Raw genomic sequence first — 16,424 nt, forward strand, 5'->3', positions numbered from 1 at the left:
CATCCACATGCCCGTGATGATGGGAAACAAGGCCATGAACATGGCGCTCTCTCGGTTGAACGCCGAAATGGCCACCACGATCAGGATGCGCCGCAAGGTGCCACCTTCGAGCGCGAGCCAGGACAAGGCCAGCCAGCCGGCCGCTTCGGCGAAATCCCAGGTGTAGGACCAGTAGTGCTGCTCCAGCACCCACAACAAGGTGCAGGCCATCAACACCAGCAAGGCGAGCAGGTGGCTGCCCGTTCTGCGCAGCACCAGCACGAACAACGCAGCATCCAGCAGGATGATGGCGCCCTGCACGAACAGCGTCATGGGGTGCCAGGTGAACCAGCCCAGCACATACACGATGGCTGGTGACAGCACCCGGTTCTGATAGGCCCGCCAATGCGGCGTGCCCTTGAGCACCCCATCGGTGGCCTCGTTCAAGGCCTGAAGGCTGTCGTTGTGCACCTCCATCCAGTTGGTGAACTGGAACTGCGCCAGCAGCAGCACGAACATCGCGCTCAACAGGAAGATCCAGGAAGGTCTGGGAAACGTGCGCAACATGTGATGTGCTGGTGAAGATCGGACTGTGCCCATCCTAAGCCACCGCACTCCTTCATCCGGGTCCCCTGGCTCGGGCGGCACAGAGGGTATTCACCCGGTTCCCCCGGCAGGGCGGCCTTGAGCCTCTCCGGGGCGACGACCAGAGCCCGCAGTTCCCTGTTCAAAATGCCATACGATCACAGATGATGACTACCTCACATGCATGGGGTTTCATGATGATTTGTGAAAAGGTGGTACATGGATATTTCTACGCGCCTGGCATTGAGCTTCACCATGGTCCTGGCCCTTCTGGGCTCACCAGCCTGGGCGGAAGACAACACGCCTGATCCCGACAAGTGCGTCGTGGTCACGAAAGAGGAAAAGGGCAGCAAATGCAACAACAACCCTGCCAGCCTCGCCCTGACCATCCAGAACCAGTGTGGTCAGCCCGTGGATCTGAAATACGCGATCGAGCGCACCGATGGCAAATGGTCCAGTGGCGTTGCGTTCAACCTCCAGCCCCGCGCCATCAACGATGCGGCCTGGACTTGTGCCAGCACCGGCCAATACCGCGTCTTTGCGAGAACGGCAGGCTCCAGCGCCCCTTTTCCCGATGACAAAGGCACCTTCCGAACGGAAGGCAACACCACCTACGCCCTGGCCCATGGCGAGAGCCCGCTGTCGGCCTGTGCACGGGTCAAACATTGGGGCAGTGGTCGATGCGAGTGCGAGCAACCGCAACTGGGCAACCCCCTTTACCGCTGCCGCGCCAGGGTGAGTGGCGCCATCGCCGTGCCTCAGGAGCCGCTCAAGCCATTCCCCGCCAACCAGTTCACCTCCGCGAAGACCGACGCCCCCCCTCGCGGCCTGACAAGGCAGGAGGTGCGCGTCAGCGGCAGCACCATGGAGGACGCCTGCGGTGCTGCACGCGCGGTCTTCGTCACGCCCGAGTCGTCCTGTGTGTGCATCCCCACCAGCACGCAAGCGATTTGCACCATGACCGGCCTGCTTCCGGAAGGCAGCCCGGCCAGCCTGTCAGAACTGATCAATCGCAAGGCGAAGGAATACCTGAAAAACAAGCATCGGTGCGGGCAGCCCGATCAGACCGAATGCGCGTCGAAGTCCGATGTGTCTGTCTCCATTGGCGTGCGCGGCTGAGGCGTTCAGGGAGTACCGGCATGACAGCGCTTGATCGAACACTGCGTGTACTGACAGCACCATGGCAATGGGCCGCATATGGCCTCACCGTTCTGGGCTTGCTCCTGCCCCTGCTGGTGCAAGCCGCCACACCCGGCGGCAAAGGCAAGGTGGACGCTACCCCGTGGTGTATATCGACAGGCAACAGCACCATCTCCCGGATCTGCGGCACCAGCACGCTGCACTACGAATACGCCGCCATGTTGGGCGAACCTACCGCACATTACGGCCTCATTTGGAGACTGACTTCGCTCACTGTGCACACAGGTGCACCCGAGGCGCCATCGGTTGGAGAGGAAATCAAAGTTGGCCATCCAGAATTCAAGACTATTTTTGGCGGGAGCGAAAAGAAAATTGAATTGATGGCGCACGGTTACGTCGAGCTTCGAACCAGCCTGAATGACAGGACATGGGGCATTGAATTTGACTCCGGTGCACCCACAACGCCCGACAAAATGTCCTGGCATATTTCCGATGTTCCAAATTGGGAAAAGTTGATTTTCTATGACACGGATTGCTACAGCTTTGATAACAAAAAATTGACATTCATTAGCAAAGATAATGCCCAAGCCATATGGCGTGAAGGTGGACTTCGCCTGGTTAAGTTTCATGCATGCCGAAACGGGGCCATCGGCATGCACGTGGGCAACCTCGATGCCGCAGAGGCGGCCATTTCGAGGTATTGCAAGAGCCATCCTGTCAAAAACGCGTGGTTGACTTGCCCCAAGACGCCAAAAGAGCCAGAAAGCGGAGAGTCTGATTTTCTAGATGGGGGCAAGGGAAGCCAGAGCAATGGTTTGGCACATAAACCAGCTAGCCCAAGAAATTGGATGGACGAGGCTGCTGACACGCAAAAGATAAACAGCAAACTGGAGCAACTGCGAACTGATTATCGCAGGCGAATGGAAGGGCAATGTAGCCAAATTATAACCAGCATTAATGCTTGCTACCAAAGCTCACCTGGTTGTTCACCAAAATCCGAAAGTGAAATAAATACATGCGTTGCCAACAAGTGTGGATCAGAACCCACCAAGAAAATTTGCGGGGGGAGTTGGCATACGGAATCATACAAAGTAGAAAGCATGGATTGCTTTATTCATGGCGGCTGTTTGAATGGAATGAGATATAAATCTGTCTGCTCAAATTATGTCGAAAATCCAAAGCACCGAGAGTGGAGCCTCTGCTCAACAAATGCGCAACAATGCAGAGTTGATGCAGCCTGCGTCGCTCGTTGCAATCCAACCGGCTATAAGTCGGCATCTGATTGTGTAGACAAACAGATGGTTAACGCCCCCACTGTCAATAACGCTCGTAACGCTTATGAAAAGGAAGTTCAGCAGCGGACCGCCCCCAACAAGTCAACTAATTTTCTCGATTAATACCACCCAAAGCGCAAGCGGTGCAGCTTTAATTGATTGACAAATACTGGAATCCAACCCATGAAAGTAAGAGCAATTTTCGTGATGGTTATCGCCTTTTTCGTGGCAAGCCTCCCAGCACATTCGCTCCCTCCACAAATCGAGGCTGACATGCTGATGAAGGAAATAGGTGAAGCCTCACGGTCGGGAAACTTCAAGGATTTACCAGAAAAATTCCAGCGCATCAGTGAACTCAAAGCACAAGTCCCTGATTCATTTCATTTTCATTGGGGCAAGACGTTGTATGAGGTGAATCAATACCCTAGCGCCATTGCTCATCTCGATACATATTTGACATCCAAGGGCACCAAGGCAAAGTTTTACGAGGACGCATTGACCCTCTTGTCGAAATCAAGAATCGAAATGAAGAAGCAAAAGGAAGAATACGACACAGCCATGCGCGAATACGAGCAAAAATCATCAGAATACCCAACATTACTGAAAGCCTGCAATGATGAAGAGTCGAGTATCAAAAATGAATTTTGGGGGCGACTGAATTCCAGAACCGCTTGCATCGAAGACTGTCGCAGGACGCCCGGCTGCAGGAAACAATTGGATTGCCCAGATGCATTGAACCTGACCGAAATTCAGTATCTTGCGATCCATAGAAAACTCAGTTGCCCATCAGAGCCTGTTCTTCCAAAAAAGCCTGCCTGGATGAATTGATTCATCCGATGATAAATACGCCACGATATATAAAGCGGTATATTTATAATACTGACTCCTGGCGAAATCATGACAATGCGCACATTGACCCTCACCTTTTTGTTAATTCTTTTTTCTATCTTGGCCTACGCCCTTCCTACACAAGCCGAAGCCGACATGCTGATGCAGGAGATCGGCCAATCGATGCAGGCCAATCAATTCAGCGACCTGCCAGAGAAATTCGAGCGCATTGCCGCACTCAAGGCCAGGGTACCCGCCAATTTTGAATACCACTGGGGTCGCACGCTCTTTGAGGTCAAGCGCTATGACGCCGCCATGGCCCACCTGGATACCTACATCACACGCGCAGGTAGCGAGGGCAAGTACTATGCCGATGCCTTGGGCCTGTATACCAAAGCCAAGAACGCCATCGCGCTTCAGCGTCAAGGTTTCGATTGCCCTGGATGCCCGGAAATGATTCAGATCCCGGCAGGCAGTTTCGAGATGGGCTCCAACAATGAACTGCGTGACGAAGCGCCAAAACATCGGGTGACCGTGAAAACCTTTGCCATGAGCAAAACGGAAATCACCAACCGGCAGTTTCGGCAATTCAGACCCGGGCATGACAGCGGCACCTATGAAGGCCGCAGTCTCAACGATGACGATCAACCCGTGGTCAACGTCCGATGGGACGACGCGCAGGCCTATGTGCAGTGGCTGACCAGCAAGACCGGACAGCCATACCGATTGCCAAGCGAAGCCGAATGGGAATATGCCGCGCGAGGCGGCAGCACCTCCACCTGGATCTGGGGGAACAACCCGCACGGGAGTTGCCCGTACGACAACATCGCTGACCAGACCGTACTGGCCATTCACCCCGAGTGGGACAGCCCGGATGACGAATCGACCACCGTTTACTTCCCGAAATGCTCGGACGGCTACTTTGTAGCAGCTCCTGTCGGCCGATTACGCGCCAATGCTTACGGCCTGCATGACATGACAGGCAATGTGCGGGAGTGGGTGGAGGACTGCTACCACCTCGACTACGACGGGGCCCCCACGGATGGCACCGCCTGGGTGGGTGGCAACTGCGACAGGCACGTCTTGAGGGGCAGCTCCTGGTTCCGATCTGCTCAAGAGGCACGGCTGTCAGCCCGCGGCTACGGCTACCAGGCAAAAGGGGGGCAGTTCCATGCGGGCTTCCGTATCGTGCGCACGGCCAAACCTCTATGAGCTGAGGCTGACATGCGCGACACGTTTCTTCCCCGGAGCCTTTTCATGCACATCGGCCAACAAGGTTTGATCAGCGCAATCATCTGTGCGCTGGCCTGGACTGTTCCAGGCCATGCCTGCCTGCGCGACAGCGCGCCTGCATCCATCCCGCTGTACAGCTTGCTTGCCGAGCAGATCGCCCTTGACGCCCACGCCTCTGATCAACGCGATCTGCCCATCGGCTCACTGCTGAACCTGGCCGTTCCCAAGGGGGCAAAAGTCACGCTGACCAGCCTGGCCAAAGGCAGCATGGAACCACTGGCGTGGCTGGATGATGCGGCTTATGCGCGCATCGACCGTAGTCGGCTGGATGAGCGCGAAGTGCTGCCAACGTCGATCAGACTGGATGGTCAGGAAATCCGCCATCTGATCGTCAACAGCTACGGCAAAGCCCGCATCGACATCCATGCCAACGGCGCGGTTCGCCACCTGGTCATTGGCGCGATCTATGAAGCCCCCGTTCCCCACGGACGCCCCATCCCGCTGGCGGAATCAGGCAAAGCGGCCCTCCCCAGTTTCAACCGCAGCATGCGGGATGCCGGCCTGTGGCTGAAAGTGCCGGGCAAGGTGGCCGATGGCTGGCAATTGCGACAAGCCAGGGACAACGACTTCAGCATCCTGCGTATTGAACAACTGGAAGTGCCTTACGACGACCCGCCTGCCGTGGGCATCTTCGTTCACGGATCGAGCTCGATGAAATCAGGCGAACTGGCCCTCGTGTCTGGCGGTCTGTTCTTCGGAAAGACTTACCCCTTCAAGGTTCAGGTCATGCCGGTGCCGGCTTGTTGATATCAGAGGAGCCAGAACATGATCGCCCCTTCCCCGCCCTGGATACGAGCGCTTGCGCCGGCTTGCCTGGCGCTGATGACCTGGCCTGCCCAGGCTGGATCGACCTTGTATCTGGAAACAGCGCCGCCACCGGAGCCCGGCAGGCTCGAGCAGTGCGCCAAGGCCACGGGCTGGCAAGCCCATCCGGATCCTGTCTGCCTGAGGGTGGCGGGCCAAGGTGGCTGCAGCGACCACCCCCAGCGCCCGGGCAAACCGCTGCCCACCGAGCAGTGCTTCCGCGTCCTGCAAGGTCAGTCGGTCGTGGTTCAAGGCGCGGTGATCAAGCCGCAGTCGGCGCGCCTGCTGCGCACCCCTGTGTTGGTCGTCCGCACTGAATCCGGCTTGCATGTGGCAGAGCTGCTGACCGGTTGGCCAGCGGTGCAGGCCGCCATGCCCACCTGGTGGTCGCTGCTCGCCTCCTTGACGCACCACCATGACATCCTGTTGAGCCCTATCCCGCCGCGGCCTACACCACAGCCCTCACCATGACCAAGCTCACCCGGCACCTTCTGCGCACGCTGCCTGCCGCCCTGCCCCTGCTGATGATCAGCCATGTCGCCCAGGCCGTCATGCCACCGTACTACGAGGCCCGTGCGGCACTGGGGCGTCTCGAAGCTGCAGACGAGCAGCGACGGCATGCCAGCGATGCGGTGGTGCTACGCGTGAAGCAGGTGCGCCTTGCCGAGCCAGATGAACGGGGCTGCCCGTCCTACTTGCCGTGGACACTCGATGCCGAGGTGGTGAAAGTGCTGCGTGGCCGACTGAAACCGGGCATGGTGATCCAGTTGCAGCACACCTGGGAGCGCTACATGTGCCCCGGGCCCGTGCGGGAGCCCCTTCCCATCCTGACAGTCGGGCAAGAAACCGAAGCCTTCCTCCACTGTACGGATGCCGCGGTATGTACCCTGGCAGCTGGCCCCATGAGCTTTGTTGGCACGGAGGCCTTCACAAAGGAATGGGACAGGCGCAAGGACGATGTTCAGCATTTCAATCGCCCTTGAACAAGAAGGGGGGCGATCTGGCCATCGTCCGTTCTGAACGAGGCGAGCATCTGAACGACCAGAAAAAAAGCCCCGAGCGCTTCCGCCAGGGGCTTTTTTCATTGGGATTTGGTTGGCGCGCCCGGCTGGGATCGAACCAGCAACCCCTGCCTTCGGAGCGCCATTTCCGACTGCGAGGGACACTGGCTTGCATGGAAACAGATTACAAGCTGTAATTTGCCTATACAGCTCTTGTTGCGTACCCTCGATTAACAACTCATAATGCGTAAATCCTGAATACAAGCAATGACCTGTATGCATGAGTTCCCAGTTCGCAATCCAGACCAGTTGCCAGCCTTGCTGCAGTCGTTTCGCAAGGCCGCTGGCTTGACGCAAGCCGAAACCGCGCTGCGCCTGGGCGTCACGCAGCAAACCTATTCTGCGCTGGAACGCAATGCCAGCAAGGTCAGCGCCGAGCGCCTGCTCCAGCTCCTCAACCTGCTCGGTGTAGAGGTGGTGTTGCAAGCCAAGCCCACATCCAACACCAGCGCCGACACCGGCGTCCGGGCTGCAGCGCCCGCCGCAGATCCCGCCGACAACAACGGCCCGGCCTGGTGAGACTGCGCCATGGGAAGACGCTCTCACACCCGCGCCCTGAGCCTCTCGATGAACGGTGTCCGAGTGGGTACCTGGCTCATGGCACCGCACAGCCCGGACACCCTGCAGTACGCCCCCAACTGGGTGCAAAGCCGCGAAGGCCGGCCCCTGTCCCTGTCGCTGCCCTTCACGCCCGGCAACACCCCGCATCGGGGCGAGCGCGTGCGCCACTATTTCGACAACCTGCTCCCTGACAGCCCAGACATCCGGGCGCGCCTGGCTCGCCGTTACCAGGCTACATCCACCGACGCCTTTGATGTGCTGGCACAGGCCGGCCAGGACTGCGTGGGTGCGCTCCAGATCCTGCCCGACGATGCCAGTCCAGCAGTGGCCTCACTTCAAACACGCCCGCTGAGCAACAGCGAGGTAGCCGCCGTGTTGCGGCACGCCACCGCCGCCACCGCCCCGGGCTTCATGGAAGACGACGACTTCCGCATCTCGATTGCTGGCGCGCAAGAAAAGACCGCTCTGCTCAGGCTGGATGGTCAATGGTGCATGCCGCAAGGCGCCACGCCCACCACCCACATCCTCAAGCTGCCATTGGGCCTGGTGGGCGGCATGGGCCTGGACCTGCGCGAATCGGTTGAGAACGAGTGGTTGTGCGCGCAGATCCTGACTGCCTATGGCCTGCCTGTGGCGCGTTGCGAGCCTGTTCAATTCGAAGATGTCAAAGCGTTGGCGGTCGAGCGCTTTGACCGCATGTGGTGGGCAGCGCCCGATGGGCAGCAGCACCTCATCCGCCTGCCGCAAGAAGACCTGTGCCAGGCCACAGCGACCGCCCCTGACTTGAAGTACGAAGCCCAAGGAGGCCCCGGCATCGACCGCATCATGTCAGTACTGGCAGGCTCCCTGACACCCGAAGAAGACAAGCGCACCTTCTTCAAGGCGCAGGTGCTGTTCTGGATGCTGTGCGCACCCGACGGTCACGCCAAAAACTTCAGTTTGTTCATCCGGCCGGGTGGCCGCTTTCAGCTCACCCCTCTGTACGACGTGATCTCGGCCTACCCCATCCTCGGCAATGGGCCCAATCAAATATCACCGTTTAAGGTCAAGCTGGCCATGGCTGTACGTGGCAAGAACGCGCACTGGAAGATGAGCGACATCCAGCGGCGACATTGGGTGGCCGTGGGTGCCCGACACGGTGTGGTCACGTCCGATGGCCAAGCCGTCGAAGCCTTGCTGGACGATCTGGTGGCGCGCACACCTGAGGTCATCCATCAAGTCAGGCGCAAGCTGCCTGAAGGGTTTCCGATGCCATTGGCCAACAGCATCCTGCAAGGACTGGAGGACGCGTCTGAACGATTGCGCACGTAACAAACACCGGAACCCGAACGAAAATGAGCACACAACTCGCACAGCCAAGAAAAAAGCCCCGAGCGCTTCCGCCAGGGGCTTTTTTCATTGGGATTTGGTTGGCGCGCCCGGCTGGGATCGAACCAGCAACCCCTGCCTTCGGAGGGCAGTACTCTATCCATTGAGCTACGGGCGCAGCAAATCAGATTCTAGCAGTCAGGCAGCCGGTCACTTTTGGATATGGGCAGGACAAGACTTATAATCCCGCTTTCGCCGGACCGGATTCCTCCTGCCCGGGTTACATCCATACAACCAGCGCCTCCTGAACACCCCATGAGCCAAGCGCCCCAATCCCAAGAGTCCGGCCACCACCAAGGCCCGATCAGCACCCCTCAGCAACTGATTGCTGCCGTGCTGGCTGCGTTCATCATCCCGGTGGTCATCATCGCCTTGCTGGTGAACTACGTGTCGTCCAGCAACAAATCTGCCGCTGGCAGCGAAGCACTGAGCGCCCAGGCGGTGTCGCAGCGCATCATGCCCGTGGGCACGGTCGAGATCAAACTGGTTTCTGCCAACACCGGCCCCCGCTCTGGCGAAGAAGTCTACAAAGGCGCATGCACGAACTGTCACGCCGCAGGCATGATGGGTGCACCCAAGTTTGGTGACGCCGGCGCCTGGGGCCCCCGCATTGCTCAAGGCGAAGCCAAGCTGCTGGAACACGCGCTGAAGGGCTTCAACGCCATGCCCGCTCAAGGTGGCGGTGATTTCTCCGATCTGGAAGTGCAACGTGGCATGGTCTACATGGCCAACGCTGGTGGCGCCAAGTTCACCGAACCCGCTGCGCCTGCTGCAGCCGCTTCGGCCCCTTGATCCTCAGGCTCTACGCCCAACAAAAAACCGGCTCCGAGGAGCCGGTTTTTTTATGCCCGGTGTTCACCAAAACACATCACGCCGCGGCCACAGGCTGAGGGTTCAGGCAATAGTTGAAGCGTGCCGGCATGTCGGCAAAAGGCATCTCCTCGGGCACCCAGACACCGGCCTCGACCGCATCGGCGGCGGCATCCATGTCCATGGATCGCACCACGCCAAAGCCCAGATCCGTGTCCAGGAAAAGGCGGCCTTGCTCGTCCAGCCAGCAGGATCGGATTTCCTGAGCCAGCTTGCCGGTGTGTGATTCGACCGCAAAGCGCGCCCGCTCGCCCTCGCCGTGCTTGTGCACGCCAAACACCAGGGGCGTGGCCTCCAGTTGCAGGTAGACACGCTGCGGGCCGTTCTGGAAGAACCAGGCGCCCTGCTCGTCGTGCTCGTAATTGCGGTGGATGAATTCCTTGAGCTTGTCGTGCGTGATGCGGCTGCCCTTGACTTGCGGGAAGGGGCCTGAAGCCTGGATGCGGTCATCGCGCATGTACCAGTCGCCGCGGGCATCCAGTGCCAGCCAGCCGTAGCAGTCAGGCACATTGGGCCACTTCTTCAAGGCGGCTTTGACAATGTCGTCCATGATCGTGTCCTCAGTCTTGTCTTGTTGTTCGCTCAGGTGCGGATCTGCTGCTTGAGCCAATGGCCGACCACCTGGGGCAGATCCGCCACATGCCCGGGGAATCGCCCCGACGGGAATCCGACATGCCCACCCTCGTGAGGTTGCCACAAAGTCACCGCCGGGCCCACTTCACCCCGCCCGGGGAGGCTGGACGCGGGCACGAAAGGGTCATTGCGGGCATTGAGCACCAGCGCCGGCACATCGCGCATGGCCTTGAGCCCTGGCTTGGACGAACACCGCGCCCAATAGTCCTCGGTGTTGGCGAAGCCGTGCAAGGGGGCCGTGAACACATTGTCGTACTCATACAGATCCCGCGCGGCGCGCAGGGCCGCCTCGTTGGCCAACCCCGGGTACTGCTGCAGCTTGGCCAGGGCCTTGGGCTTCATGGTGTTGAGGAACATCCGGGTGTAGATCTGGCGGTTGAAGCCTCGGCCCAGGGCATGCCCGGCGGCGGCCAGGTCCAGTGGCGAGGAAATGGCCACCACAGCCTGAACCACCTGAGCCGCCTCGCCTCCGGCCTCCTGCGCCCAGCGGAGCAAGGCATTGCCCCCCAGTGAGACACCCACCGCCACGGTCGGGCCCGCGTGTGCCAGCGACAAGCGCCGCAGGATCCAGTTGATCTCTTCGTGGTCTCCGGAGTGATAGGTGCGCGGCGCGCGGTTCAGCTCGCCGGAGCAGCCTCGAAAGTGCGGCACCACGTAGTCCCAGCCCATGGCGTGCGCCCAGTGGGCAAAGGCTCGCGCGTAGTGGCTCTGGGACGAGCCCTCCAGGCCGTGGAACAACACCACTTGCACGCGGGGCCTGGCCTTGGCATCGGGGGCAGCGGCCATCTCGCCGGCCGCCAGAAAGTCCACATCGATGAAATCGCCGTCAGGCGTGTCCCAGCGCTCGCGCCGGTAGGCCACCGGGGCATGGCCGTGATCGACATGCGCCTTGCTGTAGAGCGCAGGCCAGATGGTCTGCACATTGCCGGCGAAAGCACCATGGCCGGCCAGCCAGCGTGGAGCGCGGTACTGCATGGTGATGGTGGTCTGATTCAGTGCAGGACGGTGCGGGGCTCGGTGATGTCCGGCAGGTCCTGCGGCAAACCGGCGCTGGCGTGGTGCGCCACCATGCGCCAGCCCATGGCCGTGCGCACGAACACATTGGTGGCGATCACATAGGCGGTTTCCAGGCCGCGCTCGGTGGTGGCCTGCACCTTCTCGGTCACGTGGTGGATGGCCATGGTGGCCGTTTCCATGCGGCGCACATGGTGCACCTGCACGTGCACGGGGCCGTTGACGAACACGGCTTCAAACCCCGCCCGCACGGCCACCGACCCCACCACGCGCGGCCCGCCTGGATGCACGCAGGCGATCTCTTCGTCATCCGCCCACACCGACATCATCTTGTCCAGGTCACCTTGCTGCATGGCCTCGTAGAAAGAGGCTTCGGTCTCGTCGGCCGAACTCATCAGGGCGGCTTGGGAGACTTTGCGGGCGCGTGGATCGTTCATGGTCGGGTCCTGCCGAAATGAAGGAGCTTGCTACTTGAAGACGACGGTCTTGTGACCGTTCATCAGCACGCGGTGCTCGGTGTGCCACTTCACTGCACGCGCCAGCACCACGCATTCGACGTCGCGGCCCACGGCGGTGAAGTCCTCGGGGCTGAGGGTGTGGTCCACGCGCTCGACATCCTGCTCGATGATGGGACCTTCGTCCAGATCGGCCGTCACGTAGTGGGCCGTGGCACCGATCAGCTTCACGCCGCGATCGTGCGCCTGATAGTAAGGCTTGGCACCCTTGAAGCTGGGCAGGAAGCTGTGGTGAATGTTGATGGCCCGGCCCTTGAGGAAGGCGCAGAACTCGGGGCTGAGGATCTGCATGTAGCGGGCCAGCACAACCAGGTCGATGCCCTCCTTGTCCACCAACGCCTCAACCAGCTTTTCCTGCTCGCGCTTGACCTCGGCACTCGACCCGGTGGGCAGCGGCAGGTGGTGGAAGGGGATGCCGTAGCTGGCGGCCAGCTCGGCGTAATCCGGGTGGTTGGAGACGATGGCCGGGATGTCGATGGGCAGCCAGCCCGAGCGCCAGCGGAACAGCAGGTCATTGAAGCAGTGACCGTGCTTGCTGACCATGATCAGCACGCGGGGCTTGCGGGCCAGGGCATGGATCTTCGCCGTCATGCTGAACTGCTGGCGCACATGCCCGAACAGGTTGTCCAGCGTGTCGACATTGGCCAGATGCGGCGGCGCCTCGAAATGCACACGCATGAAGAACAGGCCGGTGCTGTCCTCGCTTTGCACATCGCCGAACTGCTGCGAGTCGATGATGTTGCAGCCCGCCTGGTACAGCAGGCCGGAAACGGCGTGGACGATGCCCTTGGTGTCCTGGCAGGACAGGGTCAGAACGAATTCTTGCGAGGTCTTCATGGTGACGCAGATTGTAGAGTGCGTCCATGAAACTGCTCAGCGACTCACGCAATCTCCAGGCATCCGATACCAGCCGCCCACAGATCGGATCCTGGCCAACGCTGAAACGGGCTCAGGCCACCTTGCGGCGACGCGACACCACCACGGCCACGCCAGCCAGCACCATGGCGATGGCGCCAGGCTCCGGCACGGCCGACACCTCGGACACCTTCAATGAGGTCCCCGACACCAGGAACTCCACCCAATGGGTGTTGCCGTCGTTGAAACGGCCCTCAGGGCAAAGACCGGCCCTGGAACCACCATCCAGACACATGCCGTTCTGAATCAAGCGCACGCTCGCCTCGAACACACGACTGGGTGCTGCCAGGGCGGTGAAGCTGTTGGCCGGATCGAAGTTGCGTTGGCCGCCGAACATGTCGTCGCCATATCGCTGGTAAGCCGAGATCTGAACCTTTTCGGCACATTGCCCGTCATTGGGGCACCAGGCCGTGCGCGCATCCATGCCAAACAGGCCGTAGCTGTCGCCCTGCCCCCATACCGGGTCGTTCTTGGGGTTCTCCACGAACAGGCGGTGATACTCGCTGGCACCGCTCACATCCACGTCCAAAGTGACACCATTGACCGTGAAGCTCGCCGAGCGGATGGGGCCATTGCCCACTGTCCCCAGAAAGCTGGGGTAGGCCGGTGCATGGTAGAAGTACCAGTTCGGCTCGTTGCCTGGGTAGTTGGGCCTGGCCAGATCCGCGTCGTAAATGATGGAAACGCTGGCGGCCATCCCGTTGAGGTTGTAGCCGGTATCGGGGCCGGTGTAGACCGAGTTCCGATAGGCGTCGTAGCCGGACGAAATCGTGCCGGTGACCGTGACCTGCATCAGCTTCTCGGCGCTCGCAGCACCCGATACGGACAAACCGGCAACCAGCGCCAGCACAGAGGCTACAAGCGATTTTCTGACCATGACCAATGCCCCCCAAAAGCAAAAATTTGTGAGATCGGTCACAGTTTCCATGAAGTCATCAGGGTGATGTAACCCCTTGAAAAGGGGGAATTCGGTCAGATGGCAGGCATCTCCCCTGGCACACGGGGCGCGAGACCGCGGGCATTCCCGTATCGCAGGAAATAGCCGCACCGGAAACACAAAAGCCCGGCACAAGACCGGGCTTTTGTTGAAGCAAACGCGAAGCTCAGTGGCCGTGGCCGATGTGCTCGCCTTCCTTGACCTTGTAGACGGTGCCGCAATAGGGGCAGGTGCCCTCGCCTTCGTGGGCCACGTCGATGTAGACGCGGGGATGGTGATTCCAGATGGGCATCTTCGGATTGGGGCAGAAGACCACGCCGGGGCCTTGCACGTCGGCCGCCGTCACTTCCACCACAGCCTTCGGTTTTTGCGTGTTGCTCATGGGGGTGTCCTTTTCGGGATCAATCAGACCTTGGTCAGCCACTCGGCGTACTTGGGATTGCGGCCGTTGACGATGTCAAAGAACGCTGCCTGGATCTTCTCGGTGATGGGGCCGCGCGAGCCGATGCCGATCTGGACGCGGTCCAGCTCGCGGATCGGGGTCACTTCGGCAGCGGTACCGGTGAAGAAGGCTTCATCACAGATGTAGACCTCGTCGCGGGTGATGCGCTTTTCCTTGATCTCCAGGCCCATGTCCCTGGCGATCGCGAAAATGGTGTTGCGGGTGATGCCGTTCAGGGCGCCAGCCGACAGGTCGGGCGTGTAGATCACGCCGTTCTTGATGATGAACAGGTTCTCACCAGCGCCTTCGGACACGAAACCGGCGCTGTCGAGCAGCATGGCTTCGTCATAGCCGTCATCCGTGGCTTCCATGTTGGCCAGGATGGAGTTGGTGTAGTTGCTCACCGCCTTGGCCTGCGTCATCGTGATGTTGACGTGGTGGCGGGTGTAGCTGGAGGTCTTGACGCGGATGCCGCGCTTCATGCCCTCTTCGCCCAGGTAGGCGCCCCAGGTCCAGGCGGCCACCATGACGTGCACCTTGGCACCCTTGGGGCTCACGCCCAGCTTTTCAGAGCCCAGCCAAACCAGAGGGCGGATGTAGCCGCTCTCCAGGTTGTTGGCCTTGACCACGTCGAGTTGAGCCTGGCTGATCTGCTCTTGCGTGAAGGGCATGGGCATGCGCAGGATCTTGGCGCTGTTGAACAGGCGCTCGGTGTGCTCGCGCAGGCGGAAGATCGCCGGGCCGTTGACCGTGTTGTAGGCGCGCACGCCTTCGAAGGCGCCGCAGCCGTAGTGCAGCGTGTGGGTCAGCACGTGGATCTTGGCATCGCGCCATTCCACCATTTCGCCGTCCATCCAGATCTTGCCGTCGCGATCGTCCATCGACATGGGAAATCCTCTCAAAGGGGGTTGCGCCCCGTGAAATTGGGAGGGGTCGCTCATCGAACCTTAGATTGTAGCGCTGCTGCAGGCCACCTCTCCCAGGCGGCCTCCCCCTAGGTCGAAGCCAGCACCAGGCGCGCCGTGTGGCGGGCAATCATCAGCTCTTCATTGGTCGGGATGACCCAGACCGCCACGCGGCTGTCCGATTGGCTGATGCGCAAGGCATGGCCATCGGCCACGGCTTGCAGATTGGCCGTTTCGTCCAGTGCCACACCCAGCCAGGCAGCCTGACGACAAACCTGTTCGCGAATCGGTGTGGCGTGTTCGCCGATGCCCGCGGTGAACACGATGGCATCCAGCCCGCCCAGCGCCGCCACCAGCGAGCCCAGTTCGCGCCCGATGCGGTACACATACAGCGCCACCGCCTGCCGGGCCCGGGCGCTGTCGCTGTCCAGCAAGGTGCGCATGTCCGAAGACAGGCCGGACACCCCCAGCAAACCAGACTCGCTGTAGAGCAAATGCTCGATCTGCCGGGCATTCAAGCCGCGTTGGTCCATCAGCCAGATCAGCACGCCCGCATCGATGTTGCCGCAGCGGGTGCCCATGGGCAGGCCATCCAGGGCCGTGAAGCCCATCGTGCTGGCCACACTGTGCCCGCCTTGCAAGGCGCACATGCTGGACCCATTGCCCAGGTGCATCACGACCGTGCGGCCTTTGGCGGCATGGGCATCGACATGCGGCAGGCGCGAGGCGATGTATTCGTAAGACAGGCCGTGGAAGCCATATCGGCGCACGCCCGCATCGTGAAGTTCGGCGGGCAGCGCAAATCGCGTGGCCACCTCCGGGTTGCCGGCGTGGAAGGCTGTGTCAAAACAGGCGACTTGCGGCAGATGCGGCGCCAGTTTGCGCAGGGCCTTCACGGGCGAGAGGTTGTGTGGCTGGTGCAGCGGTGCCAGCGGGATCAAGCCGGCCAGCTCCGCCATCACGGCATCGTCCAGTACCACCGGCTCGTGGAAATGCACGCCACCATGCACCACGCGGTGCCCCACGGCTTTCAGATGATGGCCATCCAGAAAGGGCGGCAGCGCGTGCAGCAAATAGGCCAGCGCCTGCTCGTGGCCGAGATGCTCGCTCGGCATCCAGCGCTGTTCCAGCAAAACCTGGTTGCGGGCATCCTTGGCGATGGCATGGGCGCCGCACGTGCTGCCTCCCAGCCCCTCCACCTGGCCATGCAGCAGCGGCTTGAATGCCTTGGAGGTGAACACCGAGAACTTCAGGCTCGACGAGCCCGCGTTGATGACGGCAATGGCGTCGGTCATCTCTG

General features: G+C 60.7%; 19 protein-coding genes and 1 tRNA gene. 10 read left to right on the forward strand and 10 right to left on the reverse strand.

Annotated features, from left to right (window positions below; translation table 11 throughout):
* Positions 1-546 (reverse strand): hypothetical protein (locus VFW93_RS12575; RefSeq protein ID WP_329694335.1); only part of this gene is annotated, 546 nt, incomplete at its 3' end.
* Between the two features lie 237 nt (positions 547-783).
* Between VFW93_RS12575 and VFW93_RS12580 the strand changes: the two genes are divergently transcribed.
* From VFW93_RS12580 to VFW93_RS12620, 9 genes are all read left to right on the forward strand, one after another.
* Positions 784-1,683 carry a hypothetical protein gene (locus tag VFW93_RS12580; RefSeq protein WP_329694336.1) on the forward strand — a complete coding sequence of 300 codons (900 nt, stop codon included), beginning with the start codon at positions 784-786 and terminating at the stop codon, positions 1,681-1,683.
* Positions 1,684-1,703: 20 nt separating this feature from the next.
* Positions 1,704-3,101, forward strand: coding sequence for a hypothetical protein (locus VFW93_RS12585; protein ID WP_329694337.1), 1,398 nt, complete (start codon positions 1,704-1,706; stop codon positions 3,099-3,101).
* Positions 3,102-3,161: 60 nt separating this feature from the next.
* Positions 3,162-3,806 (forward strand): hypothetical protein, encoded by a 645-nt coding sequence (locus tag VFW93_RS12590; protein ID WP_329694338.1) that lies wholly within the window; start codon positions 3,162-3,164, stop codon positions 3,804-3,806.
* A gap of 69 nt (positions 3,807-3,875) precedes the next feature.
* Entirely contained in the window at positions 3,876-5,018 is a 1,143-nt protein-coding gene (locus tag VFW93_RS12595) for a formylglycine-generating enzyme family protein (RefSeq protein WP_329694339.1), read from the forward strand.
* Between the two features lie 45 nt (positions 5,019-5,063).
* Entirely contained in the window at positions 5,064-5,846 is a 783-nt protein-coding gene (locus VFW93_RS12600; RefSeq protein WP_329694340.1) for a hypothetical protein, read from the forward strand.
* A gap of 18 nt (positions 5,847-5,864) precedes the next feature.
* Positions 5,865-6,374 (forward strand): hypothetical protein, encoded by a 510-nt coding sequence (locus tag VFW93_RS12605; RefSeq protein WP_329694341.1) that lies wholly within the window; start codon positions 5,865-5,867, stop codon positions 6,372-6,374.
* A complete protein-coding gene (locus VFW93_RS12610) occupies positions 6,371-6,886 on the forward strand; it encodes a hypothetical protein (RefSeq protein ID WP_329694342.1) in 516 nt (171 codons plus the stop codon). The genes VFW93_RS12605 and VFW93_RS12610 overlap by 4 nt, the downstream gene beginning before the upstream one ends.
* A 294-nt stretch (positions 6,887-7,180) precedes the next feature.
* Entirely contained in the window at positions 7,181-7,483 is a 303-nt protein-coding gene (locus VFW93_RS12615; RefSeq protein ID WP_329694343.1) for a helix-turn-helix transcriptional regulator, read from the forward strand.
* Between the two features lie 9 nt (positions 7,484-7,492).
* On the forward strand, positions 7,493-8,836 hold the full coding sequence (locus VFW93_RS12620) for a type II toxin-antitoxin system HipA family toxin (protein ID WP_329694344.1): 1,344 nt from the start codon (positions 7,493-7,495) through the stop codon (positions 8,834-8,836).
* Positions 8,837-8,935: 99 nt separating this feature from the next.
* Here VFW93_RS12620 and VFW93_RS12625 read toward each other — a convergent pair.
* Positions 8,936-9,011: transfer RNA gene (locus tag VFW93_RS12625), tRNA-Arg, on the reverse strand.
* A gap of 137 nt (positions 9,012-9,148) precedes the next feature.
* On the opposite strand from VFW93_RS12625, the gene VFW93_RS12630 reads away from it, so the two are divergent.
* Positions 9,149-9,685 (forward strand): c-type cytochrome, encoded by a 537-nt coding sequence (locus tag VFW93_RS12630; RefSeq protein WP_329694345.1) that lies wholly within the window; start codon positions 9,149-9,151, stop codon positions 9,683-9,685.
* Positions 9,686-9,761: 76 nt separating this feature from the next.
* On the opposite strand, the gene VFW93_RS12635 is transcribed toward VFW93_RS12630, so the two are convergent.
* From VFW93_RS12635 to VFW93_RS12670, 8 genes are all read right to left on the reverse strand, one after another.
* On the reverse strand, positions 9,762-10,313 hold the full coding sequence (locus tag VFW93_RS12635; RefSeq protein WP_329694346.1) for a DUF2946 family protein: 552 nt from the start codon (positions 10,311-10,313) through the stop codon (positions 9,762-9,764).
* Positions 10,314-10,345: 32 nt separating this feature from the next.
* Positions 10,346-11,371, reverse strand: coding sequence for a YheT family hydrolase (locus VFW93_RS12640; RefSeq protein WP_329694347.1), 1,026 nt, complete (start codon positions 11,369-11,371; stop codon positions 10,346-10,348).
* A 17-nt stretch (positions 11,372-11,388) separates the two neighbouring features.
* Positions 11,389-11,847: a YybH family protein gene (locus VFW93_RS12645; RefSeq protein ID WP_329694348.1), complete on the reverse strand. Its 459-nt coding sequence runs from the start codon at positions 11,845-11,847 to the stop codon at positions 11,389-11,391.
* Between the two features lie 30 nt (positions 11,848-11,877).
* Positions 11,878-12,762 carry a formyltetrahydrofolate deformylase gene (gene purU, locus VFW93_RS12650; protein WP_329694349.1) on the reverse strand — a complete coding sequence of 295 codons (885 nt, stop codon included), beginning with the start codon at positions 12,760-12,762 and terminating at the stop codon, positions 11,878-11,880.
* A gap of 112 nt (positions 12,763-12,874) precedes the next feature.
* Entirely contained in the window at positions 12,875-13,717 is an 843-nt protein-coding gene (locus VFW93_RS12655) for a PEP-CTERM sorting domain-containing protein (RefSeq protein ID WP_329694350.1), read from the reverse strand.
* Between the two features lie 226 nt (positions 13,718-13,943).
* On the reverse strand, positions 13,944-14,159 hold the full coding sequence (locus VFW93_RS12660; protein ID WP_290673556.1) for a zinc-finger domain-containing protein: 216 nt from the start codon (positions 14,157-14,159) through the stop codon (positions 13,944-13,946).
* A 23-nt stretch (positions 14,160-14,182) separates the two neighbouring features.
* Complete coding sequence (locus VFW93_RS12665) at positions 14,183-15,106, reverse strand: branched-chain amino acid transaminase (RefSeq protein WP_329694351.1); 924 nt, start codon at positions 15,104-15,106, stop codon at positions 14,183-14,185.
* Between the two features lie 107 nt (positions 15,107-15,213).
* Positions 15,214-16,419 carry an acetate/propionate family kinase gene (locus VFW93_RS12670; protein ID WP_329694352.1) on the reverse strand — a complete coding sequence of 402 codons (1,206 nt, stop codon included), beginning with the start codon at positions 16,417-16,419 and terminating at the stop codon, positions 15,214-15,216.
* Positions 16,420-16,424 lie beyond the last annotated feature (5 nt).

The sequence above is a fragment of the Aquabacterium sp. genome (assembly GCF_036279675.1).
Lineage (GTDB): Bacteria > Pseudomonadota > Gammaproteobacteria > Burkholderiales > Burkholderiaceae_C > Aquabacterium.

Bases quoted from the DNA above. Each gene is read 5' to 3' on its own strand.
- VFW93_RS12580 (WP_329694336.1), top strand. From the start codon at position 784: ATGGATATTTCTACGCGCCTGGCATTGAGCTTCACCATGGTCCTGGCC.
- VFW93_RS12585 (WP_329694337.1), top strand. From the start codon at position 1,704: ATGACAGCGCTTGATCGAACACTGCGTGTACTGACAGCACCATGGCAA.
- VFW93_RS12590 (WP_329694338.1), top strand. From the start codon at position 3,162: ATGAAAGTAAGAGCAATTTTCGTGATGGTTATCGCCTTTTTCGTGGCA.
- VFW93_RS12595 (WP_329694339.1), top strand. From the start codon at position 3,876: ATGACAATGCGCACATTGACCCTCACCTTTTTGTTAATTCTTTTTTCT.
- VFW93_RS12600 (WP_329694340.1), top strand. From the start codon at position 5,064: ATGCACATCGGCCAACAAGGTTTGATCAGCGCAATCATCTGTGCGCTG.
- VFW93_RS12605 (WP_329694341.1), top strand. From the start codon at position 5,865: ATGATCGCCCCTTCCCCGCCCTGGATACGAGCGCTTGCGCCGGCTTGC.
- VFW93_RS12610 (WP_329694342.1), top strand. From the start codon at position 6,371: ATGACCAAGCTCACCCGGCACCTTCTGCGCACGCTGCCTGCCGCCCTG.
- VFW93_RS12615 (WP_329694343.1), top strand. From the start codon at position 7,181: ATGCATGAGTTCCCAGTTCGCAATCCAGACCAGTTGCCAGCCTTGCTG.
- VFW93_RS12620 (WP_329694344.1), top strand. From the start codon at position 7,493: ATGGGAAGACGCTCTCACACCCGCGCCCTGAGCCTCTCGATGAACGGT.
- VFW93_RS12630 (WP_329694345.1), top strand. From the start codon at position 9,149: ATGAGCCAAGCGCCCCAATCCCAAGAGTCCGGCCACCACCAAGGCCCG.
- VFW93_RS12635 (WP_329694346.1), bottom strand. From the start codon at position 10,313: ATGGACGACATTGTCAAAGCCGCCTTGAAGAAGTGGCCCAATGTGCCT.
- VFW93_RS12640 (WP_329694347.1), bottom strand. From the start codon at position 11,371: ATGCAGTACCGCGCTCCACGCTGGCTGGCCGGCCATGGTGCTTTCGCC.
- VFW93_RS12645 (WP_329694348.1), bottom strand. From the start codon at position 11,847: ATGAACGATCCACGCGCCCGCAAAGTCTCCCAAGCCGCCCTGATGAGT.
- purU (WP_329694349.1), bottom strand. From the start codon at position 12,762: ATGAAGACCTCGCAAGAATTCGTTCTGACCCTGTCCTGCCAGGACACC.
- VFW93_RS12655 (WP_329694350.1), bottom strand. From the start codon at position 13,717: ATGGTCAGAAAATCGCTTGTAGCCTCTGTGCTGGCGCTGGTTGCCGGT.
- VFW93_RS12660 (WP_290673556.1), bottom strand. From the start codon at position 14,159: ATGAGCAACACGCAAAAACCGAAGGCTGTGGTGGAAGTGACGGCGGCC.
- VFW93_RS12665 (WP_329694351.1), bottom strand. From the start codon at position 15,106: ATGTCGATGGACGATCGCGACGGCAAGATCTGGATGGACGGCGAAATG.
- VFW93_RS12670 (WP_329694352.1), bottom strand. From the start codon at position 16,419: ATGACCGACGCCATTGCCGTCATCAACGCGGGCTCGTCGAGCCTGAAG.